Raw genomic sequence first — 26,246 nt, forward strand, 5'->3', positions numbered from 1 at the left:
TTGCTGTTGCCGTATTTACCGCTCACAAGCACACCGTAGTTGTCGGGACGGAACTTGTTTATCAGGGCTTTCAAACGCCCCACACTGCCCGGAAGACTGTGCCCGTACACCGGACGCCATTCCTCACTCGTGACAAGCAGAAGTTCCCAAAGGTTACGGCGGAAACCGGTCAGCTTGTTATTGGATGAACTCAAGCGTTTGAACTCTTCCATCAACGCGTTCAGCACCGAAGCGTTCCAGGTGTATTCCTTCTTCACATCCTCGGGAAGAGCGACCATCTCACCGTTCTTGTCGTAACGGTAATCCTCGAAAAAGTTCTCGGCCTTCTCGTCTTTCTTCACTATGTTACGGATCATTTCCTGTCTCATTTGTTTCTCGGGTTCGCCATGACGCTCAACCCAACGTTTCTTGTATTTCTCGGGAAGGGAGGAATAGGCATACAGAGCCGGATTATTTTCACCACCGCCACGGGAAACGACATCCAGTTTTTCTCGGGACAGCTGGCTATTCAAAGTGCCTTTGGGCATTATATCCAGCAACTCTTTGTAAGTTACACACAATATATTATCAAAGTATTCCATCTCCCAGCTTGATTATCAATCCTCTAAATCATTCAAAGGGACATGCTTCTTCAGCAGCCGCACGGAGATCCCGAAATTCAACACTACGAGAAGTTCCAGCAGCGGATTAATAAAAAAAATAGAGAGCAGGATCCCGAAACTCATACAGAAGTAAAGCACGCAAAAGCGCTGTTTTCGTTTCAGACGAGCAAACCAGTGCAGCTGGTCGCTGAACAATGTCATCAAATCATTTTTCATGGCTACTTGTATTTTGAGGATTACCACCTACTTTGGATCCACCGCGCTCAATGGCGAGCTTACGAATGGAACGGGCCAGTTTGCTGTTCTTACGGAAGGCAAGCGCATGACTCACCATCACGTTTGTACAGCCCATCAGTTCGGCAATTTTATTCACCTCACCGTATTCTACAACTATTCGTTCTTTCATACTATCTAATATTTAAATTATCGTAGTGGGCAGTCGCGGATTCGAACCGCGGACCATAACCTCTCCATTATAGGAGTTTAGTTTGTTCTACCAGCTGAACTAACTGCCCGAGAAAATTATTAAAGCTCCTTTATCGCATCCTCCGGAACACATATTACAGTCCAAACCTGACCATTTTTCATATAATCGATATTATATTCCCGCACGAACGTACAAATGTTATAATCCCAGTCACGAACTATACCATCAATGATCTCACCATTTCTCTTGGTGATTCTCACACTTTGTCCCTTTTTAAATTTTACTTCCATTTTGCTTCTTTTTAAATTCTCATTGTTACCTCAAGCCTTTTTTGTAGCTTTGGGGCGTGTTTAAACTTTAATCACGTGGCAAATATAGTCTAAGTTTCTTAGACAACAAAGTGTTAATCCAAATAATTTAGATTTATGAGCGTTTTTTCTAAGAATCTTAGATATCTAAGGGAGAGTAGGGGACTTAAATTAGATGAATTTGAGTTTCTGGGCATCAAAAAAGGTACAATGTCAAACTATGAACTGGGTAATACAGAACCTAAATTGAGTTTGTTATGTGAAATATCTAAGTTTTTTAGAATATCAATCGACGACTTTCTTTTAAAAGATATAGAAGCCGAAAAAATTACACCAGTAGTAACGGAAACAGCTCCTCCAGAAACAGCTAACAATAATTTTAGGGAGCTTCTGGATGTTTTAAGGGAAAAAGACTCCACCATTCGAGAAATGGCAGAGGAAATAGGGATGCTCAAACAGACAATTACACAACTTAAACAGGACAAGTCGGGGCGTGTTTCGGATGCAAGCGATTCTACGGTTGCCAATGCCATCTAAAACGTGTTTTATGGGGAAAGGGAGGTAAAAACAGTTAAATCACTATTTTACAGCAGAATATATAAAAATACAGGGGAGTAAATAAATATTATCTATATACAATTTACCCCCTACAATATTATAAAAACCGATGAATACCAAATAAAAAAAAGATATTTCCCCGTTTTATTAGAACAAAATAGGCACAAAAATGAATAACCAAATGAATAAGCAATCAAAACATTTCGTTTTTGTAATAGCTTAAATGAATAACCAAATGAATAAGCAAGTGAATAACCTTTCCACTTTTTAAGACGTTCAAAGCGTTCAAACGGATAAATACAGCCTTCCATCATAGTTTGACACTTATAAGGGCAAAAAAAGCCGCTTTTGCGGCTTTTAATTGCGTTCTAAGGCATTTTATCCCTTTCTGGTACATGTTATCAAGCGAGACTGAATAATCATTGCACGTTTCGTGTATTTGGCAATGTCATCAACCAGTCCAGCATGTAAAAGACTACTCTTAGTGATTCCGACCTGTTTCTCCGTCAGAGTTTCAAAAATGGCCGATATACTACCAAAGTAGATGTTCTTTTTCTCAAAAATCAAATGTACATGGATAACTTTACTCATGATATATAGTATTTATTTCACTGCAAATATACCAAATATCAGCTATATGGAATAATTTTAATAAATAAAAATAGGAGAGAAGCGAAGCGCTCCCCTACTCCACTTGCATAAATTACACCATTTGGTTATCTTTGTATATGGAAGTATGGCCTGGGCAAAGCATCGGAGTGAAATAATACCATACTGCCTGAATTCTCCCCTACTCCACTCCTAATGTAAAGAGATTCATTTGAACGGCGTTCAAACAAGGTTCAAATGTAAGCTCGATGTAAAGCGATGTAAACGCTTCGTTTTTCCACCCAGCTCACTCCTACCCCGTTCTAACGCTTTGAAAACCAAAGCAATCAGATATTTTCAGACCGACCGAACTTTGACACGCATCGTTTCTCCCCCCTTACACAGAACCTACCCAGACTGAAACACTGATTTTGAATTTTACTACCCTTTCCGGTATCCATCCGTTGGATAATGGAAAGTTGGAAATTACGATGAACGACCTTGAGGCTAAAAAGGGAAGTGAAATTGATGATGAACGATGGGTGTATGATCAGCCTGGGATTGCGTTTGCTTCAAGTGCTAAATTGACTGCAGCTATTGCACAATATGGACAGGCAAAGGAAATAAAGGAAATGGATCCGCATCCGAATGCTGAATTGGCCAAGGCAGGTTGGAAGTTCTACAATGCATGGGAGTTCCATAGTTTTGGAAATTCCGGCGATATGTGGACTAATAACAATTCTTTTGGAAATAAGATACCTGGGTTCCTGGCACCACAAAATACGGTTATTGTACAGACTCATGCTGCTTGTATCAATGAGCAGTTCTCCAATATCACAGAACAAGGCTATTTGCAGATGAAGCAGATGAAAGTTAAATCGGAGGCTACGGCACCGGCAAAAGGTACGAGGGATTATGGTAGTTCTGCTTATTATGCCTGTGGGACAGGTTCTACATGGAAGTCTAACAGCCAGTTGATATCAGTCGGTTGCAGAATGGAAGTCCGTGCCCGTCTCCGTGGGCAGCGTAATGGCTTCAATATGGGTATCTGGTTGATGTCCGATAATTCTGCTAGCCAACCGACTTATTCGGAAATTGATATTCTTGAAAATCCGGTCGGCCCTGCCACTGGAAACAGGGCGCATCAGACATTCCATGGTGGACCTACTGCTACTAATAAGAATAGTAAGACTGCCAATAACACGATAGAGATGGGAAATTGGAATATTTATTGGTTGGAATGGCGTTCTGATACTGAGGTTGCATTAGGGATTAATGGCGAAGAAACTGTATGCCTAAAGAAGAGTGAGTGGACTGAGGAAGAGTGGACTTTTACAAATGAAAAGAATCTGAAGGGGCTTAAGTTTATTCTTACGATGGGAGCCCCCAGTCCATGGGCGCTTGGTAAGGAAAATGGTACAGAAACAGGTGGTGTATGGAGTCCTAATCCTGAGTCGCATTGGGATGCTGGCTTTGCAGCTTTTGATAATTATGACCGCGATAAGGATAACGATGCTATTCCCCGTATGGAGATTGATTGGGTTCGTACTTATATAAATAAATCTTCGGTAGAGGAGTATGAGAATAAGAGAAATAGAAATAAAACGAAGTTCTATTAATCACAAACTGTCTTAATTAAATTTCGCAAGTGCCTTGTAAGGCTTCCATAAAAAGGGGCGGAAGAGGTACTTGCGATTTTTTTAACAACCAACTGACTATCAAACCATGACGAAATACATCTTAATCATTTGTATGCTGTTTGCATCCGTATCGGGTGCATGCGCGGACAACTTGACATCACCCCCTATTTCAATAGTCCCCCGTCCGGTGCAGGTTGTGCCGGGCGAGGGTAACTTCACCTTCTCCGCCCGAACCTTGTTTTCGGTAGAGAACCACGAGCAGGCTGTCATCGTCCGCAACTTTATAAACTTATTAAAAAGAAGCTCGGGGATCACCCCGCAGTTGGCAATAGGTAGTAGTGAGAAGAGTCATGTCTGTTTTACGACTGACTCTTCTTTAAAAAGCGAAGCCTATCAGTTGGCGGTTACTCCTGAGCAGATTCAGATAAAGGCATCCGATATAAAAGGCTTTTTCTATGCACTGCAGACCATCCGTCTGCTGTTGCCGTCGGCTGTCGAAGGCAATCGTCAGGTTGAGAATATCCAATGGAGTATTCCCGCAGTAACCATTCAGGATGAACCGCGCTTCGGCTATCGGGCATTGATGCTGGATGCAGCCCGCTTCTTTATTCCCAAAGAAAATGTGTTGCGTATCATCGACTGTATGGGCATGCTTAAAATCAATACCCTTCATTTCCACCTCACGGATGATAACGGCTGGCGGCTGGAAATCAAGAAATATCCCCGCCTGACGGAAGTGGGAGCATGGAGAGTGAACCGCATGGACGTTCCTTTCTATTTCCGCCGTAACGCCGAACCGGGTGAACCCACTCCTATAGGTGGATTTTATACACAGGAAGATATTAAAGAAATGGTTTCCTATGCCGCCGACCGTCAGATAGAAATTATCCCCGAAATAGATATGCCGGCTCATAGCAACGCTGCACTGGCTGCCTATCCGCAACTGGTCTGCCCCGTAGTAAACTGTTACATTGGAGTTGTTCCGGGTTTGGGTGGAAGTAATTCGGGAGTGATTTATTGTGCCGGAAAAGATACTGTCTTTACATTCTTGCAAGATGTTCTGGACGAAGTGATGGCAATCTTCCCTTCGCGATATATTCATCTGGGAGGAGATGAGGCGCAGAAAGGGTACTGGAAAAAATGCCCGCTTTGTCAGGAACGGATGAAAAAAGAGCATCTCGCCAACGAAGAAGATCTGCAAGGCTATTTTATGAAACGAATGAGCGACTATGTGCGTAGCAAAGGGCGTGAAGTGATAGGCTGGGACGAACTGACAAACAGCAGCTTCCTACCGGAAGGCGTTATTATCCAAGGCTGGCGCGGATTCGGTGCGGCTGCTCTGAAAGCTGCGGAAAAAGGACATCAGTTCATTATGACGCCTGCCCGCATCATGTACCTGATTCGTTATCAAGGCCCGCAATGGTTCGAACCCCAGACCTATTTCGGCAATAACACGCTGAAAGATGTCTACGACTACGAACCGGTGCAGGCGGACTGGAAACCGGAATATGCTTCTTTGCTCATGGGCGTACAGGCATCCATGTGGACGGAGTTTTGCAATAAACCGGAAGATGTGGATTATCTGGTGTTTCCCCGTCTTGCCGCCCTGGCGGAAGTGGCATGGACACAGCCCGCACACAAGGACTGGACTTCGTTCCTGAAAGGGCTGGATGCCTATAATGAACATCTGACAGCTAAAGGCATCGTTTATGCTCGTTCGATGTACAATATCCAGCATACGGTAACTCCAAACGACGGAATACTTGAAGTGGAACTGGAATGTATCCGCCCCGACATGGAGATACATTATACGACGGATGGCAGCGAACCTACGGCAACCTCACCGCTCTACGAAAGAAAAGTACCTGTAAAAGAGACACTTACTCTGAAAAGTGCTACTTTTGCGCAGGGTAGACAGATGGGAAAGACATTAATACTTCCTGTCCGGTGGAATCTGGCCACTGCCAAACCCGTACTGGGAATCAACCCGGCTGAAAAGCTCCTGACGAATGGAATACGCGGGAGCCTGAAATATTCGGATTTCGAATGGTGCTCATGGACGAACAATGATTCTGTCTCTTTCACAATTGACTTGTTGAAGCCGGAAGTGCTGAACACATTGACATTGGGATGCATCACGAACAATGGAATGGCTATCCATAAGCCGGCATCCGTGAAAGTGGAAGTCTCGGATGATAACTCCAACTTCCGCGAAGCCGCCATGCAAAGCTTCACGCCTGAAGAGATTTTCCGCGAAGGGAATTTTATAGAAAACCTGCCATTGAAACTGGGAGGCACACAAGGGCGTTATGTACGTGTGAGCGCCAAAGGTCCGGGAGTTTGTCCTGCATCTCATGTGCGGTCGGGACAGGCATCGAGAATCTTTTTTGACGAAGTGATGTTGGAATAAGACAAGTCAGCTAGGCGTGTATGGATAAAGCGACATTTGGATAAGACGATAATCAAGTTAATATAAAAGTTATACGTATGAAGAACAAATTACCGGAAAACAATTCCACCCGTCTTGCTTCATTGGACATTCTGCGAGGTTTTGATTTATTTCTTTTGGTCTTTTTTCAACCTGTATTTGCAGCGTTGGTGCGGCAGATGAACCTGCCGTTTCTTAACGGCATACTCTACCAGTTTGACCATGAGGTTTGGGAGGGATTCCGTTTCTGGGATTTGGTGATGCCGCTTTTTCTCTTTATGACAGGAGCTTCCATGCCGTTTTCATTGTCGAAATACATAGGTACTACCGGAAGTTATTGGCCTGTATATCGCAGGATTTTAAAGCGGGTTATCCTGTTGTTTATTTTCGGGATGATTGTACAGGGCAATTTGTTGGGGCTTGATAGCCAGCATCTTTATTTGTATTCCAATACGTTGCAGTCTATTGCCGTCGGTTATTTTATTGCTGCGGTTATTCAGTTGCACTTCCCGTTCAAGTGGCAGATAGGGATCACATTGTTGCTCCTTCTCGCCTATTGGATTCCGATGACGTTCCTGGGTGATTTTACACCTGCAGGAAACTTTGCGGAACAAGTGGACAGGTACGTCCTGGGTCGATTTCGGGATGGGGTATTTTGGAATGAGGACGGAACCTGGAGCTTCTCGCCATACTACAACTATACATGGATATGGAGTAGCCTGACATTCGGAGTGACTGTCATGCTCGGAGCGTTTGCCGGAAAGATAATGAAAGAGGGGAAGGCGAACCGGAAAAAGGTGGTACAGATGCTGCTGGTTGTCGGACTTGCTCTTGTAGGTTTGGCATTGCTGTGGAGTTTGCAGATGCCTGTTATCAAGCGTATCTGGACAGGTAGTATGACGCTGCTTTCCGGCGGATATTGTTTTCTATTGATGGCATTGTTCTATTATTGGATTGATTACAAGGGACATACCCGGGGATTGGACTGGCTGAAAGTGTATGGCATGAATTCCATAACAGCTTATCTGTTGGGTGAAGTCGTGAATTTCCGTTGCGTTGCCGCTTCGGTCAGCTACGGGCTCGAACAATATCTGGGTGGCTATTATTCCGTATGGCTTACTTTCGCCAATTATCTGATTGTCTTTTTCCTGTTGGGGGCGATGTATAAGCGCGGATTATTTTTAAAGGTTTGATGAAATAACGATTTAAATAAAAAGAATATGATGATTAAACAAATATGTTTTCTTTTGGTGTTGCTTGGGGGATATTCCGTCTCCATGATGGCGGCTGATAAGAAAGAGGTCTATATCGCCCGTACGGAAAGTACGGTGACGATTGGCAATGAATACCTCTCCCGTGAGTTCTCACTGGCGGATGGCAAAGTCCGTACACGGGTGATTGAGAATAAACGTACGGGCAGTGAAGCAATCCGTATTCTTCCCGAAGTAGCTTCCGAAGAGTTCGTTATCCGTACGTTAACTGCGGATTCGCTGGCTTCGGATATTTATTCTTCCGCTCTTTCATTGCAGGAAATACAGGTTGCGGAAGAAGGGAAAGACGGTAAGCGGCTGATTTTCCACTATAAGAATTTCCGTCACCAAGGGGTGGACTGGCAGGTGGATATGGTTCTTGAACTGGAAAAAGGGAAGCACTATATGAGGAAATATCTGGAAATAACTGTCCCCGATTCGCAACGCCACCTGGCGCGTTTGGATTATATTGATTTCGAACCGATGAATCTTCCCGAAGGATATGCCGTTTGGACGCATCCGGTAATGGAGCAGGGAGTGGGCGGTATCAGTGGATATTACATTTCTTTGGGACAGCCGGTGTATATACAGGGGATGTTCTTCGGCCTTGAATTTCCGGCTGCGGAGACGGAGATTGAGGACAGTCAGAAGGTGCGTATCCGTTATTATTCGGGAAAGAGCTTTGAAATGCTTGCTTCGGAAGGCCGTCTTGGAGAAAGTGGTACGTTTACCACCTGGAAAGAAGTAATCGGTGCTACCCGCAGTACGGATATGGATGTTATTCAGACGGACTTTTTCAGTTATATCCATGATATTGCTGTCCCGGTCGGCTTCCGTATTCAGTACAACTCATGGTATGATTTTATGCTGAACATCAATGAGAACAATATCCTCAACTCTTTCCGTGAAGTAGAACGCGGACTGACGCAGAATGGTGTTCGTCCGATTGACTCTTATGTGATGGATGACGGTTGGAATGCCTACGGTCCATGGCAGGAAGAGAACAAGGCCAAATTCTGGTCGTTCAACAGTAAATTCCCGAACGAACTGTTTACGCCTTCTGACTTGTCGCACCGCCTTTCTTCCGATTGTGGATTGTGGCTGGGGCCTCGTGGCGGCTATAATTATTTTATCAAGTTCGCCCGGTTTCTGGAAGAAAACGGGAATGGAAAGCTGAACCGCAATTCAAGTGATATTTGCACCAATCATAAGGTGTATTGCGAGAAACTGAAGACGTTCTTTCTGGACTGCCAGCAACGGTTTGACGTGAATTATTGGAAATTGGACGGATTTTCTGCACGTCCGCCGCAACCCGACCCGCAGGGGAATTATATTTCCGGAGGTTATCAGGGGATGTACTATGTCACCGAGCATTGGGAACGCTGGATTGATATATTTCAAGCCATGCGCAACCAGCGCGGGGAGAAAAGAAATGATTTATGGATTAACCTGACGTGTTATGTCAACCCCAGCCCGTGGTTCCTGCAATGGGGAAACTCCGTGTGGATGCAGAACTCGCAGGATATCGGACGGCTGAATGTAAAACGCCTGTCGCAACTCGACCAGCTCTTGTCTTACAGGGACGACCGCTATTTCGATTTTGTGAAGACACGTGCGTTCCAGTTCCCTTTGGCGCATCTTTATAACCACGACCCGATTTATGGCAATACCGCCAATCTTGCCGGAAAGATGAATGATGATGAATTCCGTACGTACCTGATGATGATGGCTACCCGCGGCACTGCTTTTTGGGAGCTTTATTATAGCTATAATATGATGAACGAGGGACAGAAATGGGTCATAAATGCCGATGTACTCCATTGGATTAATGATAACTATGAAATCCTGAAGCATGCCAAACTGATAGGGCAGACTCCTGCAAAAGGAACTCCTTACGGTTATTCGGCATGGTCGGGACAGGAAGGGATTATTTCTGTCCGCAACCCGTCTGATGAGGTGAAAGAGTTTGACTTCACCCTCGACCGTATTATCGGAATGCCCGAAGGGTTGAAAGGCTTGTATCGTACCTCGGTGTGGACGTATCGGGCAGGTGAACAAAAAGAGGATACAAAGGATCATTTGTTCGGCTATGGCGAACAAATCTCCCTAAGTTTGCAGCCGGGTGAGGTGCGGATTTGGAAATTCAGTACCGTGCCTGATAAGGAAGCCCCTGCCCTGCGGATAGTTAAGACGACCTCTCCGACTTCCCTGACTGTTGAGTTTAATGAACCTGTGATGCTGAAAGACGGAATATTCTCTGTTTCGGGGAATGAGATTACCGCTACTTCGATTTCTGCGGACAGGCGTGTTGTGACATTGGCATTGGCTCGTGAAATGGAAAAGGATAATAAATATCGTCTGAATATTTCGGGAGTAAAAGATGACGCGGGAAATACAAAAGCATTACGCACCTCTTTCCTTTATTTTGAGAATCAGGAAATACCTGTTCTGACGGGAATCAGTGGTGGCGGGGATTTCAACCTGTCTTTCCGTTTGAAAACTGATAAGAATGCCGTTTCCTTGTTGCGTCAGGGAAAAGATATTTCGGTAGATTTGGATGCGGAAGGACGGCTTACATTCGTGGTAAAAGGGGTGAAAGTAGTTTCCAGGCAACCTGTTAATAATAATAAAGAGTGCATTGTGTCTTTATGTCGTGAGAAGAATGGAATGTTGAAAATCTATCTGGATGGTGAATTGGAACAGTCGGCTTATGATGTGGCAATAGTGAATCCGGGTATTAAAGCAACTCCGGTTATTATAAATGCCTCATTAGAGAATGCTCTCGGACAGTTGAAGCTTATAAACCGTGCGCTTGATTATAAGGAAAACAAGAACATGGCTCTGAAATAAAAGAGGTGAGGTTGTATCAAATAGAGGTCAGCGTGGTAGAATAAATGATGATAATGTCCTGTTTGCAGGAAATATAGATGCTGCGTGTTGGGTATATAGCTCCAACACGCAGATCATATATGCCGTACACATTGGATCTATATGTCCAATACGCACGGTATATATAGCTTGCAAGTAACTGATAAACAGCGTTATTCTACCAGACTTTTCGCTCTTTCCAATGCTACGTTGATATTCGGGCAGATATTCTCTTTTCCCAGCAACTCGTAGAATCCGGCTTTTTCCAGTACATTATGCACGTTCTCGTTGACTCCCGAAAGAATAATGGTAGTCTTTTCCTTCTGCGACATTTCGCAGAGAGCAGTCAGGTTATGAATACCTGTGGAGTCGATGAACGGAACCTTGCGCATACGGATGATACGTACTTTCGGGCGGTCTCCCAGTTGTGTCATTGTTTCTTCAAACTTGGTAGCGATGCCGAAGAAATAAGGGCCGTTAATTTCGTATACCTCTATACCTTTGGGAATCATCAGGTTTTCTTCGTGTACGGTAATATCCGATTCTTTGTTCGGGTCAATCTCATCGGTAATCACTGAGATTTCGGTAGTCTCCATGACACGTTTCATAAAGAGGACGCAAGCAATCACCAGTCCCACCTCGATAGCGACAGTCAGGTCGAAGATAACGGTCAGGAAGAACGTGATAAGCAGTACGGTAACGTCCGATTTCGGATTCTTCAGTAAAGCTCTGAATACACGCCATCCGCTCATGTTGTAAGATACGATGACCAGTACTCCGGCAAGGCATGCCATCGGGATATATTGTGCGAGTGGCATCAGGAAGAGCAGAATCAACAGTAATACTACTGCATGAATGATTCCGGCTATCGGTGTCTTACCTCCGTTGTTGATATTCGTCATGGTACGGGCGATAGCTCCGGTGGCAGGAATACCTCCGAACAGAGGAGCTATGATATTGGCAGCTCCCTGTGCAATCAATTCTGTATTGGAATCGTGGCGGTCGCCTATCACACCGTCGGCTACAGTGGCAGACAGCAGCGATTCGATAGCTCCCAATACGGCAATGGTGATAGCTACCGGAAACAATTCCCTGATAGCTTCCCAATCCAACGCAGGCACAACGGCATCGGGCAACTCCGATTTAATGGTGAAACGGTCGCCGATTGTCTGGATGCAGTCGATCCCTCCAAAAGTTTTCATCAGGTAAACAGCTGCCGTCACTACGATGATGGCAATCAGCGAGCCGGGAATTTTCTTTGAGAACTTCGGAGTGATGGCGATAATAATAATGCTGACAATACTAACGATGGTATTCCACCAGTTGATCGTGTCGAAGTGACGGAAATAAATCAGCCACTTCCCGACGAAGTCTCCCGGCACTTTCTCGTCTCCGAAAGATAAACCGAAAATATCGGCAATCTGGGTCGTGAAAATAGTGACGGCGATACCGCTGGTAAATCCGACGATGATAGGGTAAGGAATGAATTTGATGACCGCTCCCAGCTTGAACACTCCTAATAATACAAGGAGTACGCCCGCCATCAGCGTGGCTACAATCAGTCCGGCCTCGCCGTATTGTTGTATGATGCCATAAATAATGACGATAAATGCTCCTGTAGGACCGCCGATCTGGACTTTGCTGCCTCCCAACAGGGAAATGATGAATCCCGCAATGATAGCGGTGATAATACCTTTTTCGGGTGAAACTCCCGAAGCGATACCGAAAGCGATAGCCAGTGGAAGCGCCACGATACCTACGATGATGCCGGCCATCAGGTCCGCCATAAACGTTTCTTTCGAATAATTCTTTAGACAAGAAACCAGTTTGGGTTTAAATTCAAATAGCTTCATTTTTAGATGTTATTATACGTGTACTCTGTACTTTTTTGCAAACTAGAGGTTGCAAAATTAGATAAAATAATCGAAATAAGTATGTTTTTGAACATACTATTTGTCTGTTGATAGATTTCATCAATGAGGTGATAGTTTTTATTCATTAAGAAAAGGTGGTTTATTGTGAACAAATGGCTTATATTTGCGTTATAAATAGTACGACAAGTTACGTTTGGTAATCAACCAATTTAAAATATATATAGAATTATGGCTAAGAGTATTAAAGGAACTCAAACAGAGAAAAATCTGTTGACTTCATTCGCAGGAGAATCACAGGCAAGAATGCGTTACACTTATTTTGCAAGTGTGGCTAAAAAAGAAGGCTACGAACAAATTGCAGCTATTTTCACTGAAACTGCCGATCAGGAAAAAGAACATGCAAAACGTATGTTTAAGTTCCTCGAAGGCGGTATGGTAGAAATCACTGCCAGCTATCCGGCCGGTGTAATTGGTAATACACTTGAAAATCTTCGCGCTGCCGCAGCGGGTGAACATGAAGAATGGTCACTGGATTATCCTCACTTTGCCGACGTGGCAGAACAGGAAGGTTTCCCGATGATTGCTGCTATGTACCGCAATATCTCCATCGCAGAAAAAGGTCACGAAGAAAGATATCTTGCCTTCGTAAATAACATCGAAAATATGACTGTATTCGCTAAAGAAGGCGAAGTGGTATGGCAATGCCGTAACTGCGGTTACATTGAAATCGGTAAGGAAGCTCCTGAAGTTTGCCCGGCATGTCTGCATCCACAGGCTTATTTCGAGGTGAAGAAGGAAAACTATTAATCTACGGATGAATAGATAAATCTCGAATGATTTAAATAAAGGAAGAGGCTGTCTAACATGCCCCGAAAAAAAGAAATCACCCCTGTCAGAGTCATTATTTGAACTGCTGATAGGGGTGAAATCGTTAAAAAGAGACTAATTAGACAGCCTCTTTTCGTTATCGGTTTGGTATACTGTCTTTATAAATAGTAATCGTCCTCTCTTCCGTTGAATCATTCTTGATACTGGTTACATCTCCCCGGGTCGTGAAATACACATAGTTTCCCAGATCGAGAAAACGGTACACTTTCACTCCGTCGTGCTCGAACAGATAACTGACTTCATAAGTCTGGTTATTTTCTGATTTTCCGCTTTTCAGTGGAATACCTGCATAGCAGGAAACTAGTCCCGTTATGCAGAAGAAAAGAATAAAGGTCCGAATCAATGTTTTCATAATCATTTCTTCACGTGAGGATAATCTATCGTATAATGTAATCCGCGGCTTTCCTTACGCTCCATTGCTTGGCGCATAATCAGATAACCCACATTCACCATATTACGCAATTCGCAGATTTCTCTGGACGCTACGCTGCGTTTGAACAGGCTTTCAGTCTCTTCGTAGATAATATCGAGTCTGTCCCAGGCACGTTTTAGACGGAGGTCGCTGCGGACAATACCTACATACGTACTCATAATCTGGTTCACTTCCTTCATACTTTGCGTAATGAGCACCATTTCTTCCGGCGAACGGGTTCCTTCGTCATTCCATTCGGGAATATTTTCATTATAAGAATATTGATCGACCACTTGTAGACTGTGTTTGGCGGCAGCGTCGGCATATACGACTGCTTCTATCAGTGAGTTGGAAGCCAGGCGGTTGCCTCCATGCAATCCTGTGCAGGAACATTCTCCCACGGCATAAAGACGTTCGATGGAAGATTGTCCGTCCAAGTCGACAAGGATACCTCCGCAGAGATAATGGGCGGCCGGGGCTACCGGGATATAATCTTTCGTGATGTCGATGCCCAGGCTAAGACATTTCTCGTAGATATTGGGGAAGTGTTTCTTTGTTTCTTCGGGATCTTTGTGGGTGACGTCCAGATATACATGGTCGTCTCCACGGTTCTTCATCTCGTTGTCGATGGCGCGTGCCACGATGTCACGGGGAGCGAGTGAAAGACGGGGATCATATTTCTGCATGAACTCTTTGCCGTCCATTGTACGCAGTACACCTCCGTAACCACGCATTGCTTCCGTTATCAGGAAAGAAGGGCGGTCTCCCGGATGATATAGGGCGGTAGGGTGGAATTGTACAAACTCCATATCCTTCACCGTACCTTTGGCACGGTAAACCATGGCGATACCGTCTCCGGTAGCGACTAGCGGGTTAGTGGTTGTTTTATAAACGGCTCCTACTCCACCGGTAGCCATCAGCGTCACTTTGGCAAGATAGGTATCTACTTTTCCCGTTTTCGGATCGAGGATATAAGCACCATAACATTTGATGTCCGGTGTCTGGCGGGTTACAGTCACTCCCAGGTGATGCTGTGTCAGGATTTCAATGGCAAACTGGTTTTCGATGACCGTGATATTCGGATGGCGTTGTACGGCTTTAATCAGGCTGTCCTGAATTTCCGCTCCCGTATTATCTTTATGGTGAAGAATACGGAACTCCGAGTGTCCGCCTTCGCGGTGCAAGTCAAATTCGCCTTTCTCGTTTTTGTCAAAATCCACTCCCCACTTAATCAGTTCTTCAATTTGTGCGGGAGCTTCGCGCACTACCTTTTCTACTGCGGCACGGTTACTGATCCAATCGCCGGCAATCATTGTGTCTTCAATGTGCTTGTCGAAATTATCCACCAGAAGGTTGGTGACGGAGGCTACACCTCCCTGGGCGAAGTACGTATTGGCTTCTTCCAGCCCACTTTTACAGATAAGAGCAACTTTACCTTTGTGCGCCACTTTCAGCGCAAAACTCATACCGGCAATTCCGGAACCGATAACGAGGAAATCGAATTTTCTTACCATAATCTTGTTATTTCTCACCGCAAAGCTACAAAATAAGTTACTTCGTTGTACTTTTCGTTGTCACTAATTCATAAAATTGCTACCTTGCAGGCAAAAATCTGACAAAATGAATCGAATTTTTCATGCCCGCATCGCCTGGTACCAATATTTCCTGTTGGTGGTGCTTACTGTGAATGCCGTCGGCGCATTGTGGTGTAAGTATATCTTAGTGGCGGTACTGTTTATGTTGATGCTGATTGTAGTGATCGAACAAATTATACACACTACTTATACATTGACAACAAACGGTGATCTGGAAGTCTCACGTGGTCGTTTTATTCGCAAGAAGATCATCCCGCTTTCCGAAATTACCGCAGTCAGGAAATACCATTCCATGAAGTTCGGCCGCTTCTCGGTGACGGATTATATCCTGATAGAATACGGAAAAGGGAAGTTTGTTTCGGTGATGCCTGTCAAGGAACAGGAATTTGCAGAACTACTCGAAAAGAGAATGTTCGCAAAGAAAATAAAGGCCACGGAGGCAATAGACCCTGTAGACTCTCAAGCGGATGAATCGTAGCATGTTTTGATAATAATGAAAAGATTAACTGATTATATACTATGAAATATCAAGTAATTATCATTGGTGGCGGTCCTGCGGGATATACGGCTGCCGAAACTGCCGGTAAAGGCGGTTTGAGCGTATTGCTTATCGAAAAGAATAGTCTGGGTGGTGTCTGTCTGAATGAAGGCTGTATTCCTACGAAAACATTGTTGTATTCGGCAAAGACTTATGACAGTGCAAAACATGCATCAAAGTATGCAGTCAATATCCCGGAAGTCTCTTTCGATTTGCCTAAGATAATAGCGCGTAAAAGTAAGGTAGTGCGTAAACTGGTGCTGGGAGTGAAAGCGAAGCTGACTGCCAACAATGTTACAATTGTATCAGGAGAAGCGCAGATCATTGATAAAAATACGGTTCGCTGCGGGGAAGAGACTTACGAAGGAGAGAATCTGATATTATGTACGGGTTCGGAAACCTTTATTCCTCCTATTCCGGGAGTGGACGCGGTGAACTACTGGACGCACAGGGATGCTTTGGACAGTAAAGAATTGCCGGCTTCTCTGGCTATTGTTGGTGGCGGGGTAATCGGTATGGAGTTTGCGTCGTTCTTCAATAGTTTGGGAGTACAGGTGATAGTGGTTGAGATGATGAACGAAATCCTGGGTGGAATGGATAAGGAGCTTTCCGCTTTGCTCCGTGCGGAATATGCCAAACGAGGTATTAAATTCCTGCTTAGTACGAAAGTGGTCGGCTTGTCGCAAACGGAAGAAGGGGCTGTTGTTTCTTATGAGAACGCGGAGGGAAACGGCAGTGTCATTGCAGAAAAGCTGTTGATGAGTGTCGGCCGTCGCCCGGTGACGAAAGGTTTCGGGCTCGAAAACTTGAATTTGGAGAAGACAGAGCGTGGCGCTATCAGAGTTAATGAAAAGATGCAGACTTCTGTGCTGGGCGTGTATGTTTGTGGTGACCTGACAGGATTCTCTTTGCTCGCCCATACGGCTGTTCGTGAAGCGGAAGTTGCCGTACATTCCATCTTGGGAAAGGAAGATGCCATGAGTTATCGGGCTATTCCGGGCGTAGTCTATACCAATCCGGAGATTGCCGGAGTGGGTGAAACGGAGGAATCGGCGTTGGCAAAAGGTATCACTTATCAGGTTATCAAATTTCCGATGGCTTACTCCGGTCGTTTTGTGGCGGAGAATGAGGGCGTGAACGGAGTCTGCAAAGTATTGTTGGATGAACAGCAACGGGTGATTGGAGCCCATGTATTGGGCAATCCGGCTTCGGAGATTATCACTCTTGCGGGCACTGCCATTGAGCTCGGATTGACGGCAGCGCAATGGAAAAAGATTGTTTTCCCGCATCCTACGGTAGGAGAGATTTTCCGGGAAGTGTTATAAAGGGATTCCGATATCTGCGATCGTTCATTGATGCGGGTATCTTACTGATAAAATCAAATATATGATGAGAAAATATATAATCACTCCGGCCTTATTGGCAATAGTTTGTATGGTGATGTGTCATTGTACATTTGTTGATATCATAAACTGTATTGTATGAAAAAAAGTCTTTTGTTGGTCACCCTTTCAGTTTGTTTGTTGCCACTTTGGGGACAACAAAATTTCTCCCGGATAGATTCGCTTATCAAGAAGATGCTCCCCGAAGCATCCGAGGTCGGCATATCCGTCTACGATCTGACGGCTAAGAAATCACTTTATAACTATCGTGCGGAGAAACTTTCCCGTCCTGCCTCTACAATGAAGCTGCTGACGGCTATTACCGCCCTCTCCCGCCCCGAAGCTGCCGAACCTTTCCGCACGGAAGTATGGCACGATGGCGTGATAGAACATGATACTTTGCAAGGCAACCTGTATGTGGTAGGCGGATTCGATCCTGAATTTAACAGCCAGTCGATGGATTCATTGATAGAAGAGGTAATCACTTTCCCTTTTTCGGTGATTAACGGACAGGTGTACGGCGATGTTTCGATGAAAGACTCTCTTTATTGGGGTAGTGGATGGGCATGGGACGATACCCCTGCGGGCTATCAGCCCTATCTCTCTCCATTGATGTTTTGCAAGGGGACTGTGCAGGTTTCTGTCGTTCCCTCTACAGTGCAGGGAGATACTGCAAGTGTTTCCTGTCAACCTGTATCCTCCTATTATACAGTGACGAATCAGACGAAAACACGTACCTCTTCTGCCGGAAGATTCTCTTTCACGAGAGACTGGCTGACGAATGGCAATAATCTCCTCGTTTCGGGCAATGTCACTTCGATCAGAAAGGACGATGTAAACATCTACGATTCTCCCCGTTTTTTTATGCATACTTTCCTGGAGCGTCTTCGTGGGAAAGGAATCACGACTCCCCAGTCGTATGGTTTTGCCGAATTGCCTCGTGATAGTGTGACTGTAGAACGGATGGCTTGCTGGAATACTTCCGTGCAGAAAGTGCTGAACCAGTTGATGAAAGAGAGTGATAATCTTAATGCGGAAGCATTGCTCTGTCGCTTAGGAGCCCAGGCTACGGGAAAGAAGCAGGTGGCTGCCGAAGATGGTATTGTCGAGATTATGAAATTGATCCGTCGCCTGGGGCATGACCCGAAAGACTATAAGATTGCCGACGGTTGCGGACTGTCCAATTATAATTACCTCTCTCCTGCCCTGCTGGTGGACTTTCTGAAATATGCGTACTCGCAAACAGAGGTGTTTCAGATGTTATATAAATCTCTTCCCGTTGGCGGAGTGGACGGAACATTGAAATTCCGGATGAAAGGTACTCCTGCCTTCCGGAATGTTCATGCCAAAACAGGTTCGTTTACGGCAATAAATGCGCTTGCGGGCTATCTGAAGATGAAAAACGGACATGAAGTAGCCTTTGCCATTATGAACCAGAATGTGCTTTCGGCGGCTAAAGCGAGAGCATTTCAGGATAAGGTGTGTGAGGTGATTATTGGGAAATAGGCTGATATGAATACATTAGCCCGTACAACCAAAGTGGAATTCCGTTGTTGAATCCGATTTCTATGTTGTCAAGGGGCAGGTACTATTTTCCATGGAGGGCTCTTTATTGATTCTTCTATAAAAAGACAATTGTATTCTCTAATAAGCAAAAATCGTAGGATTTTGTTTACCAGAGAATACAATTATACTTGTTTTGAATCGAATACTGTAAATTCTATACTATATATATTATATTTACTTTGAGTATTCAGCCCAATTAGTATTCTTCATATCGCCACTCTTAGCCAACTCTGCGTGCATACCAAGTGCAGCCTGAATAGCGTGTGGAGTCTGTGCCCGGTTACCGGCCAGTTTGAGGTAATCCCAAAGAAGCTCTTTGTAGTCAGGATGTGCACAGTTTTCGATGATGGCTTGTGCGCGTTCTTTCGGGCTCTTGCCACGAAGATCGGCAACACCTTGCTCGGTGATAACGATGTTGACATCGTGCTCCGTGTGGTCGTGGTGGGATACCATCGGTACGATCGTGCTGATCTTCCCTTCTTTGGCCACAGACGGACAAGTGAAGATAGAGATGTAAGCGTTGCGGGTAAAGTCTCCCGAACCACCGATACCGTTCATCATTTTTGTTCCGCCGATATGGGTAGAGTTTACGTTGCCGTACAGGTCAACTTCGATGGCTGTATTGATAGAAATGATACCGAGGCGGCGTACTATTTCCGGGCTGTTTGAGATTTCCGACGGACGGAGAACCAGTTTGTCGCGGAAGAAATCCATATCGTTGTAGATGCCTTCCAGACAGTCATTTGTAACAGTCAGTGAACAGGCGCTACCGAATTTGATGCGTCCTTCGCGAATCAATCCGATCACGGAATTCTGGATTACCTCTGTGTACATTTCGAATGCAGGAATCGTTTTATCACGTCCCAATGCACCGAGTACAGCGTTGGCGATGTTTCCTACACCCGATTGCAAAGGCAAGAAACTGGACGGGATAATACCGCGTTTCATGTCGGCTGCAAGGAAGTCGGCAACATTCTGGCCGATTTTGTCGGTCAACGGATCAGCGGCAGCGAAAGAACGCGCTTCGTCCGGCCAGTTGGTTTCCACTACGCCTATAATCTTTTTCGGGTCTACCTGAACGTAAGGCAGTCCGATACGGTCACTCGGTTTATAGATCGGTATTTCGCGGCGGTAAGGCGGGTCGAGCGGTTCGTATACGTCGTGCATACCCATACCGGATTTGCTGTGTGCGCTGTTCAACTCCACGATGATCTGGTCGGCAAGACGGCAGATGGTCGGGGCGATGCCGCCGGCGGCAGTCAGATAAATTTTTCCGTCCGGAGTTACTTCGCAGGCTTCGATGATGGCTACGTTCACTTTGCCCATGAACCCGTAGCGCACTTCCTGTGCCATTTGTGAGAGGTGTATGTCGTTGTAGGCAATCTCTCCGTTGTTCACAGCTTTGCGGAAGTCGGCGTTGGTAGTATAAGGAGCGCGGTAGCGGATGGCTTTGGCACGTGACAGTACGCCGTCACAGGATTCCCCTGTCGATGCGCCTGTGAAAATTCCTACTTGAAACGGGTTTCCTTTCGCATGTTCTGCTTCAGCAATTTTTGCGAGTTCGGCTGTTACAGCCTTGGCCGTTCCGGCGGGAGTAAATCCGCTTAGGCCGATGTTGTAGCCATGTTTGATTAGGCTTGCAGCTTCCGCTGCCGAAATACGATTGAGTGACATAAATAGTAAATTTCGTGTTAAATACAGTTGATATTTTTATTGATAATTAATTCTCTGTTTGTACGGCCTTGTACCAATGCTTGGCAATGACTCGTCACATAATGATTCGAAACTCAATGAGTTTACGGGCTCTCTCAATACTTCCGTTGAAGTATCTCTCCCCAGATAATAGCGCGGCGGGCTTCTTCTGCGAAGTGAATCGTGAAATCATGTTCGTTATCAGTTGATTCGGTGTGAGAGTTATAATGAGAACCTTGTTGGGAATTTCGTTTATCTTGCGCGGCACTGTTTGCCAGGGATGCGGAAACGGATATTTCTTCTTTTTTTCTTTTCTGCTGCGCCGCTGGTTTCGCCGCCTGTTTGGGAGACTGTTGCGGTGGCGTCTGTTTCAGGGGTTTAGGCTGGAATAATTCTTCCAGCGACTTGGGGCCACCCCATGCCTCGGGCATAGGAACTGCATCCGGAGCTACTTCAACGGGGGATGGCATCGGGGAAACGGGGCGTTTATTCTTAGCTTTTTTCGATTTACTATTCTTATTCACCTCTTTGAATATTCCCACAAGAATGACACCTGCTATCAAGAGAAATTTCAAAAAATCTTCCATTGTGTTTCACTGCTAATTAGTTATCTGCCAAAGTTACGTATTTTATCTGGTTCAGGCTAACATTTTATTATGAAAAAAGGGCAGCTTCACAGCTCCCCTTAATTTTTTTAACCTAAACCTTAACTATGAAAAAATCTAATGTTTCTTTCATTGCACAAATGTGAAAAATAAATTTAAATATGCCAAGCATATCGCCTAAAAATGTTTATTCTCTTAACATAAATTACAAATTTGCTTGCCAAATCATAAGTTTTTGCGTTATTTTGATATCAATTCACTACTTATTGAAAGCGAAGCCGTATCTTTGCATCCGAATTTTTAAACTAAGATTTGAGTATGAACGAATTAACGGGAGCGGACTTTAAATCCGCAACTGAAATGAAGGATGACAACAAAAAGTTGTTTATCGAAACCTATGGCTGCCAGATGAACGTAGCCGACAGTGAGGTGATTGCCTCGGTGATGCAAATGGCGGGTTATTCCGTAGCCGAAACGCTGGAGGAAGCCGATGCCGTGTTTATGAATACCTGTTCCATCCGCGACAATGCGGAGCAGAAGATTCTGAATCGCCTGGAGTTTTTCCACTCGCTGAAGAAAAAGAAAAAGCATCTGATTGTAGGTGTACTGGGCTGTATGGCCGAACGGGTAAAGGATGATCTGATAACGAATCATCATGTAGACCTCGTTGTGGGGCCGGATGCTTACCTGACGTTGCCCGACCTGATTGCGGCCGTAGAAACCGGTGAAAAAGCAATCAATGTGGAACTATCTACTACCGAGACTTATCGGGATGTGATTCCGTCGCGTATCTGCGGCAATCATATTTCGGGTTTTGTATCCATCATGCGTGGCTGCAATAACTTCTGCACCTATTGTATCGTGCCCTATACTCGTGGACGCGAGCGCAGCCGTGACGTAGAAAGCATCCTGAATGAAGTAGCAGACCTCGTGGCGAAAGGCTATAAGGAAGTCACCCTGTTGGGGCAGAACGTCAACTCTTACCGTTTTGAAAGACCGACAGGCGAAGTGGTTACTTTCCCGATGTTGCTCCGAACAGTGGCCGAGGCTGCTCCGGGAGTGCGTATTCGTTTCACGACCTCCCATCCGAAGGATATGAGTGATGAAACGCTGGAAGTGATTGCGCAAGTTCCGAATGTGTGTAAACATATCCATCTGCCTGTGCAGAGCGGCAGTTCGCGTATTCTGAAACTGATGAACCGTAAGTATACCCGTGAGTGGTATCTGGACCGGGTGGCAGCTATCAAACGTATCGTCCCCGATTGCGGACTGACTACCGATATTTTCTCCGGTTTTCATTCTGAAACGGAAGAGGATCATGCCTTGTCACTTTCGCTGATGGAAGAATGTGGATATGATGCTGCTTTCATGTTTAAATATTCCGAACGTCCGGGAACGTATGCGTCCAAGCATCTCGAAGATAATGTGCCCGAAGAGGTGAAAGTCCGTCGCCTGAACGAGATTATCGCTTTGCAGAACCGTCTGTCTGCCGAATCCAACCAGCGTTGCATCGGTAAAACGTATGAAGTGCTTGTGGAAGGAGTCTCCAAGCGTTCGCGCGACCAGCTGTTCGGCCGTACGGAGCAGAACCGTGTGGTGGTGTTCGACAGAGGTACGCACCGTGTCGGTGATTTCGTTAATGTGCGTGTCACGGAGGCCAGCTCGGCTACGCTGAAGGGGGAAGAAATCTGATTTCACCACAGAGGACACGGAGGTCTTTTTTCTTCCTTGAAACTCTGTGTCTTCTGCATTCTTTGTGGTAAAACTTACATCATCATGTGTCTCCTGATGGAGAACTTCACAATCGCCATCGCATTGATGGACGCGAATGGAATATCCATCGGCTCATGATGAGTATTATAGCTCACGAGCTTGAGATACCCTTCTTTTTCCGAACGATTCACGTACTTCACCGCCAGATACTCGTCTCCGTCAATCATAAACGACACCAGGTATATTTCCCCGTAAATCACGTTGTCGAAACTGCTAATTTCCTTGTATCCGATAATATCTCCCGATTTCAGTATGGGATACATGCTGTCTCCGTTGACGTAGACCGCCCCGTCGCAGACGGAAATATTGGGAATCCATATCTTCCCCAGTGCATATTGCTGTTTGTTGGTGAATAATGTTTTCAGGTTCGCCGCCGCCGTAATATCGTATAATGTCACGCTACGGTCGTCTATTGGTTCGGGCGTTTTCGGATTGTGTATAATTTCGACTTCTCCCTGTACCAGCTCGCTTTGGCAAAATCTCGGCTGATGTTTCGGATTTCCTTTTCCCAATAATAGCCAGTTATAGTCCACCTTGTCTCCGAATTTGTCAAGCAGCAGACGGAAATCAATACTGTTTCGTGCTCCCCAATTGGTAACTGTTGCTCTCGAAACTTCCAGGTATTCAGCTAGTTCGCTGTCTCTCTTTAAGTTCAATGCCTGTTTGGCACGCTTGATGATACCTAATACATCCAAATTTGTATCCATTCTGTTTTTTTATTTAAAAGACTAATCTCGGATTTACAAATGACAGCTATAAAAATGGCTGCCTCAAAAATATGTTTACTATATGTTTATAATCAATGATTTGTGAAATAGTTGAGATTTAATATTGAAAATCGCTATTTTATTTATGAAAAATATTCTATCTTTGTCCCATTGATTAATAGAAAACGTTTCAAAAATATAAATTAAAAACGGATATGCCATGCAATACTTCAAGAAAAACACAAAAAACTTGAAATTTTCTCATCCGCCACCTGCGGAAAGCTTACTGATACCTGTTAACAGCTATTCTCTCAAGTGTTAATAGCTATTTCTCTAACCATTAATATCTGAAACGCCAGATGTTAATACCTGGCAATAGGATAACAAAAGGATAACATATTGTATACGAATACTCCGTATTTGAATGATTACAGACCTGACTGATAAAAACTAGCATTTATAATTTATAATTGGATAACAAAATGAAAAGCTCAAAAGTACAAACACTGTGCGTTTGCGGATGTTGCAAACGCTCTCTTCCGGCAAGTGCCTTTTATATCAATAAGAAAACCGGTCTTCCCGGCAACTACTGTAAGGAATGTCGTAAAACTGTCAGCCGGAACCACCGGAAGAACGAGAAACGCTCCCTGGCATGCAACAGGGAAAGCAGTTATCCGGTAATTACCTCTACAGAAGATCCCACGTTGCGGCGGGAACTTATTCTGCATGCCCTTGAAACCGTAGCTGCCAGCATTGAACGGAAAAGGCGGAAAGTCCGTGAATCGGAATTTGAATCCGAATCAGGTTCTGAATTCCAATCCGAATCAGTCTTTGAATTGGAATTAGAATCAAAATCAGGATCAAAATTAGAATTGGCAGACTGATTTATAAAAACAATTTATATCATGGGACGAATAAAACAAGGGCTTGACTATTTCCCTTTGAATACCGATTTTATGCACGACCGTGTCGTACGCCGTGTGATGAAGCGTGAAGGCGATTCCGCCTTCACGATCCTGCTCTATACCCTGTCTTATCTATATTCGGGCGAGGGTTATTATATTCATGTCGATGATGACTTCTATGACGAACTCTCCGACCAGCTCTTCAGCACGGATAACGATAGTGTCCGCCGGGTGCTTCGTCTGTTTGTGGAGTACGGTTTCTTCGATTCCTCTCTCTACGAACGTTACGGCATCCTGACTTCCGCCGACATTCAGCGGCAGTTCCTTTTTATCACTAAACGCCGCAGCCGCTGTCATATTTCTCCGGACTACTGTCTGCTGCCGGATGAGGAAACCGTACACTCCACCCTTCCGGATGCTGTTGCAGAAACCCCGGATATTGTAACGCAAACCCTCGATACTGTAACAGAATCCCCGGGTACTGCAACAAAAAGCACCTTCATAAAAAGAAAAGAAAAAGAAAGGAAAGAAAACATCCTCCCTAACCCTCCTTTGCCCAAAGGAGGGGATGAGGGAGAAGAAGGAGGAGATTTTTCTAACAGAAAACCGGCGAAGAAGAAACACGAACTGACACAGTCGGATATTGACCGGATGCAAGCTCCTGCTGACGGACACCCGCGCAACCTTTCCGGACTATTGGATAACCTTCGCCTTTATCATATTCCTCCCTCTGAACAGTATGCAATCGTACTGAAAAGTAATTACGGAGAAATCGGTGGTAAGGTTTGGAAGGGTTTCGGTGTCATTCGGGCAAGTGCCGGAAAGATCAAACTGCCCGGTCATTATTTGTTGAGTGTCCTGAATAACTGAATTAATAAGGGTTATGATGCTGCTGCGTTGTGTAATATGTTGTAAATTAGTGATATAACAACAACTTCTTATATTAATGAATTTATTAACGCACACTTTTAAAATCTCTTGCACAGACAGAAATAAGGTCTTATATTTGCATTGTCGATAAGCTTAAAGACACAGACAAACTAGAATTATTAACGACTAAAAACTATTACAATTATGCCAGTATTGTACAAACCCTTCCAGTCAACTCTGGAAGACAAAAAAAGCGGTAAAAAACTCTTCTACCCCCGAGTTGTACGTTCGGGAAACGTAGATTCCGCACAACTTTCGAAAGAGATAGCAGCCTACTCTTCCCTCTCTCCGGGTGACGTAAAAAACACACTCGACAACCTGGTGACGGTGATGGGTCAACACTTGCAATCTTCGGAAAGCGTAAGCGTGGACGGTCTTGGTACCTTCCGTATGGTGATGGTGGCTCGTGGCAAAGGTGTGGAAACCTCTGACGAAGTGTCGGCTGCACAGGCTACGCTTACCGTCCGTTTCCAACCGGCGACTACCAGGAACCTTGACCGCACTACCGCTACCCGTTCGATGGTGACCGGTGCGAAGTGTGCCCGTTATGATAAACTTGTTTCCGATGCGGGTAGTGCGGAAGGCGGCAACTCCGGTGGAAGCGACAAGCCCGGTGGAGGCGGTAATGAAGGAGGCGGAGAAGCGCCCGATCCGGCTGCATAAATGGCGTCACAGCAGTGAAGAGTACACAAAATGTAAACGACAAACGT

At 45.0% G+C, this 26,246-nt stretch carries 23 protein-coding genes, 1 tRNA gene and 1 pseudogene; 13 read left to right on the forward strand and 12 right to left on the reverse strand.

What is annotated here, in order from left to right:
• From LPH68_RS14555 to LPH68_RS14575, 5 genes and pseudogenes are all read right to left on the reverse strand, one after another.
• A pseudogene (locus LPH68_RS14555) lies at positions 1-581 on the reverse strand (kinase); the annotation flags it as partial.
• A gap of 15 nt (positions 582-596) precedes the next feature.
• Complete coding sequence (locus tag LPH68_RS14560) at positions 597-818, reverse strand: hypothetical protein (protein WP_005932418.1); 222 nt, start codon at positions 816-818, stop codon at positions 597-599.
• On the reverse strand, positions 808-1,008 hold the full coding sequence (locus tag LPH68_RS14565; protein WP_004327297.1) for a hypothetical protein: 201 nt from the start codon (positions 1,006-1,008) through the stop codon (positions 808-810). Before LPH68_RS14565 ends, LPH68_RS14560 begins: the two co-directional genes overlap by 11 nt.
• Before the next feature lie 26 nt (positions 1,009-1,034).
• Positions 1,035-1,117 (reverse strand) — tRNA-OTHER (locus tag LPH68_RS14570).
• Between the two features lie 10 nt (positions 1,118-1,127).
• Positions 1,128-1,319 (reverse strand): hypothetical protein, encoded by a 192-nt coding sequence (locus tag LPH68_RS14575; RefSeq protein ID WP_004327296.1) that lies wholly within the window; start codon positions 1,317-1,319, stop codon positions 1,128-1,130.
• Between the two features lie 135 nt (positions 1,320-1,454).
• On the opposite strand from LPH68_RS14575, the gene LPH68_RS14580 reads away from it, so the two are divergent.
• Positions 1,455-1,874 carry a helix-turn-helix domain-containing protein gene (locus LPH68_RS14580; protein WP_004327295.1) on the forward strand — a complete coding sequence of 140 codons (420 nt, stop codon included), beginning with the start codon at positions 1,455-1,457 and terminating at the stop codon, positions 1,872-1,874.
• Between the two features lie 399 nt (positions 1,875-2,273).
• Here the strand turns inward: LPH68_RS14580 and LPH68_RS14585 are convergent, their stop codons facing one another.
• Positions 2,274-2,486 (reverse strand): hypothetical protein, encoded by a 213-nt coding sequence (locus LPH68_RS14585; RefSeq protein ID WP_004327294.1) that lies wholly within the window; start codon positions 2,484-2,486, stop codon positions 2,274-2,276.
• Positions 2,487-2,914: 428 nt separating this feature from the next.
• Here LPH68_RS14585 and LPH68_RS14590 point away from each other — a divergent pair, with 428 nt between their 5' ends.
• From LPH68_RS14590 to LPH68_RS14605, 4 genes are all read left to right on the forward strand, one after another.
• Positions 2,915-4,102, forward strand: a complete 1,188-nt coding sequence (locus LPH68_RS14590; RefSeq protein ID WP_230296965.1) for a DUF5014 domain-containing protein — start codon at positions 2,915-2,917, stop codon at positions 4,100-4,102.
• Between the two features lie 106 nt (positions 4,103-4,208).
• A complete protein-coding gene (locus tag LPH68_RS14595; RefSeq protein ID WP_117683618.1) occupies positions 4,209-6,533 on the forward strand; it encodes a family 20 glycosylhydrolase in 2,325 nt (774 codons plus the stop codon).
• 77 nt (positions 6,534-6,610) lie between these two features.
• Complete coding sequence (locus LPH68_RS14600) at positions 6,611-7,744, forward strand: acyltransferase family protein (RefSeq protein ID WP_117683619.1); 1,134 nt, start codon at positions 6,611-6,613, stop codon at positions 7,742-7,744.
• A 27-nt stretch (positions 7,745-7,771) separates the two neighbouring features.
• Entirely contained in the window at positions 7,772-10,651 is a 2,880-nt protein-coding gene (locus tag LPH68_RS14605; protein ID WP_229129653.1) for an Ig-like domain-containing protein, read from the forward strand.
• Between the two features lie 191 nt (positions 10,652-10,842).
• On the opposite strand, the gene LPH68_RS14610 is transcribed toward LPH68_RS14605, so the two are convergent.
• Positions 10,843-12,522 (reverse strand): SulP family inorganic anion transporter, encoded by a 1,680-nt coding sequence (locus LPH68_RS14610; protein WP_151923249.1) that lies wholly within the window; start codon positions 12,520-12,522, stop codon positions 10,843-10,845.
• 249 nt (positions 12,523-12,771) lie between these two features.
• On the opposite strand from LPH68_RS14610, the gene rbr reads away from it, so the two are divergent.
• The gene (gene rbr / locus LPH68_RS14615) at positions 12,772-13,350 is read left to right on the forward strand and encodes a rubrerythrin (RefSeq protein WP_087318028.1); all 579 of its coding nucleotides are present in this window, start codon (positions 12,772-12,774) and stop codon (positions 13,348-13,350) included.
• Positions 13,351-13,507: 157 nt separating this feature from the next.
• Here the strand turns inward: rbr and LPH68_RS14620 are convergent, their stop codons facing one another.
• Together LPH68_RS14620 and nadB are read right to left on the reverse strand one after the other, a co-directional pair.
• On the reverse strand, positions 13,508-13,783 hold the full coding sequence (locus LPH68_RS14620) for a DUF4884 domain-containing protein (protein ID WP_118196237.1): 276 nt from the start codon (positions 13,781-13,783) through the stop codon (positions 13,508-13,510).
• A gap of 2 nt (positions 13,784-13,785) precedes the next feature.
• A complete protein-coding gene (gene nadB, locus LPH68_RS14625; RefSeq protein WP_049701485.1) occupies positions 13,786-15,357 on the reverse strand; it encodes an L-aspartate oxidase in 1,572 nt (523 codons plus the stop codon).
• Positions 15,358-15,463: 106 nt separating this feature from the next.
• On the opposite strand from nadB, the gene LPH68_RS14630 reads away from it, so the two are divergent.
• The 3 genes from LPH68_RS14630 (at position 15,464) to dacB (ending at position 18,864) form a co-directional block, all read left to right on the forward strand.
• Positions 15,464-15,916 (forward strand): PH domain-containing protein, encoded by a 453-nt coding sequence (locus LPH68_RS14630; RefSeq protein ID WP_087318029.1) that lies wholly within the window; start codon positions 15,464-15,466, stop codon positions 15,914-15,916.
• A 41-nt stretch (positions 15,917-15,957) separates the two neighbouring features.
• The gene (gene lpdA / locus LPH68_RS14635; RefSeq protein ID WP_151923250.1) at positions 15,958-17,301 is read left to right on the forward strand and encodes a dihydrolipoyl dehydrogenase; all 1,344 of its coding nucleotides are present in this window, start codon (positions 15,958-15,960) and stop codon (positions 17,299-17,301) included.
• Positions 17,302-17,457: 156 nt separating this feature from the next.
• The gene (dacB, locus tag LPH68_RS14640; RefSeq protein ID WP_151923251.1) at positions 17,458-18,864 is read left to right on the forward strand and encodes a D-alanyl-D-alanine carboxypeptidase/D-alanyl-D-alanine-endopeptidase; all 1,407 of its coding nucleotides are present in this window, start codon (positions 17,458-17,460) and stop codon (positions 18,862-18,864) included.
• Positions 18,865-19,098: 234 nt separating this feature from the next.
• Here the strand turns inward: dacB and LPH68_RS14645 are convergent, their stop codons facing one another.
• The gene (locus LPH68_RS14645) at positions 19,099-20,598 is read right to left on the reverse strand and encodes an acetyl-CoA hydrolase/transferase family protein (RefSeq protein WP_151923252.1); all 1,500 of its coding nucleotides are present in this window, start codon (positions 20,596-20,598) and stop codon (positions 19,099-19,101) included.
• 134 nt (positions 20,599-20,732) lie between these two features.
• Entirely contained in the window at positions 20,733-21,203 is a 471-nt protein-coding gene (locus tag LPH68_RS14650) for a ferrichrome ABC transporter substrate-binding protein (RefSeq protein ID WP_151923253.1), read from the reverse strand.
• Between the two features lie 336 nt (positions 21,204-21,539).
• Here LPH68_RS14650 and miaB point away from each other — a divergent pair, with 336 nt between their 5' ends.
• On the forward strand, positions 21,540-22,913 hold the full coding sequence (gene miaB / locus LPH68_RS14655; RefSeq protein ID WP_149951348.1) for a tRNA (N6-isopentenyl adenosine(37)-C2)-methylthiotransferase MiaB: 1,374 nt from the start codon (positions 21,540-21,542) through the stop codon (positions 22,911-22,913).
• Between the two features lie 74 nt (positions 22,914-22,987).
• Here the strand turns inward: miaB and LPH68_RS14660 are convergent, their stop codons facing one another.
• Positions 22,988-23,701, reverse strand: coding sequence for a S24 family peptidase (locus LPH68_RS14660; RefSeq protein WP_008775392.1), 714 nt, complete (start codon positions 23,699-23,701; stop codon positions 22,988-22,990).
• A gap of 482 nt (positions 23,702-24,183) precedes the next feature.
• Between LPH68_RS14660 and LPH68_RS14665 the strand changes: the two genes are divergently transcribed.
• The 3 genes from LPH68_RS14665 to LPH68_RS14675 all read left to right on the forward strand — a co-directional run bounded on the left by LPH68_RS14665 (position 24,184) and on the right by LPH68_RS14675 (position 26,199).
• Entirely contained in the window at positions 24,184-24,585 is a 402-nt protein-coding gene (locus LPH68_RS14665) for a hypothetical protein (protein ID WP_004302867.1), read from the forward strand.
• Between the two features lie 21 nt (positions 24,586-24,606).
• Positions 24,607-25,476: a DUF4373 domain-containing protein gene (locus LPH68_RS14670; RefSeq protein WP_151923254.1), complete on the forward strand. Its 870-nt coding sequence runs from the start codon at positions 24,607-24,609 to the stop codon at positions 25,474-25,476.
• Positions 25,477-25,680: 204 nt separating this feature from the next.
• Positions 25,681-26,199 carry an HU family DNA-binding protein gene (locus tag LPH68_RS14675; protein WP_120079432.1) on the forward strand — a complete coding sequence of 173 codons (519 nt, stop codon included), beginning with the start codon at positions 25,681-25,683 and terminating at the stop codon, positions 26,197-26,199.
• The last annotated feature ends 47 nt before the right edge of the window (positions 26,200-26,246 follow it).

The organism is Bacteroides sp. 1_1_30 (assembly GCF_020982715.1).
Classification (GTDB): Bacteria; Bacteroidota; Bacteroidia; order Bacteroidales; family Bacteroidaceae; genus Bacteroides; species Bacteroides xylanisolvens.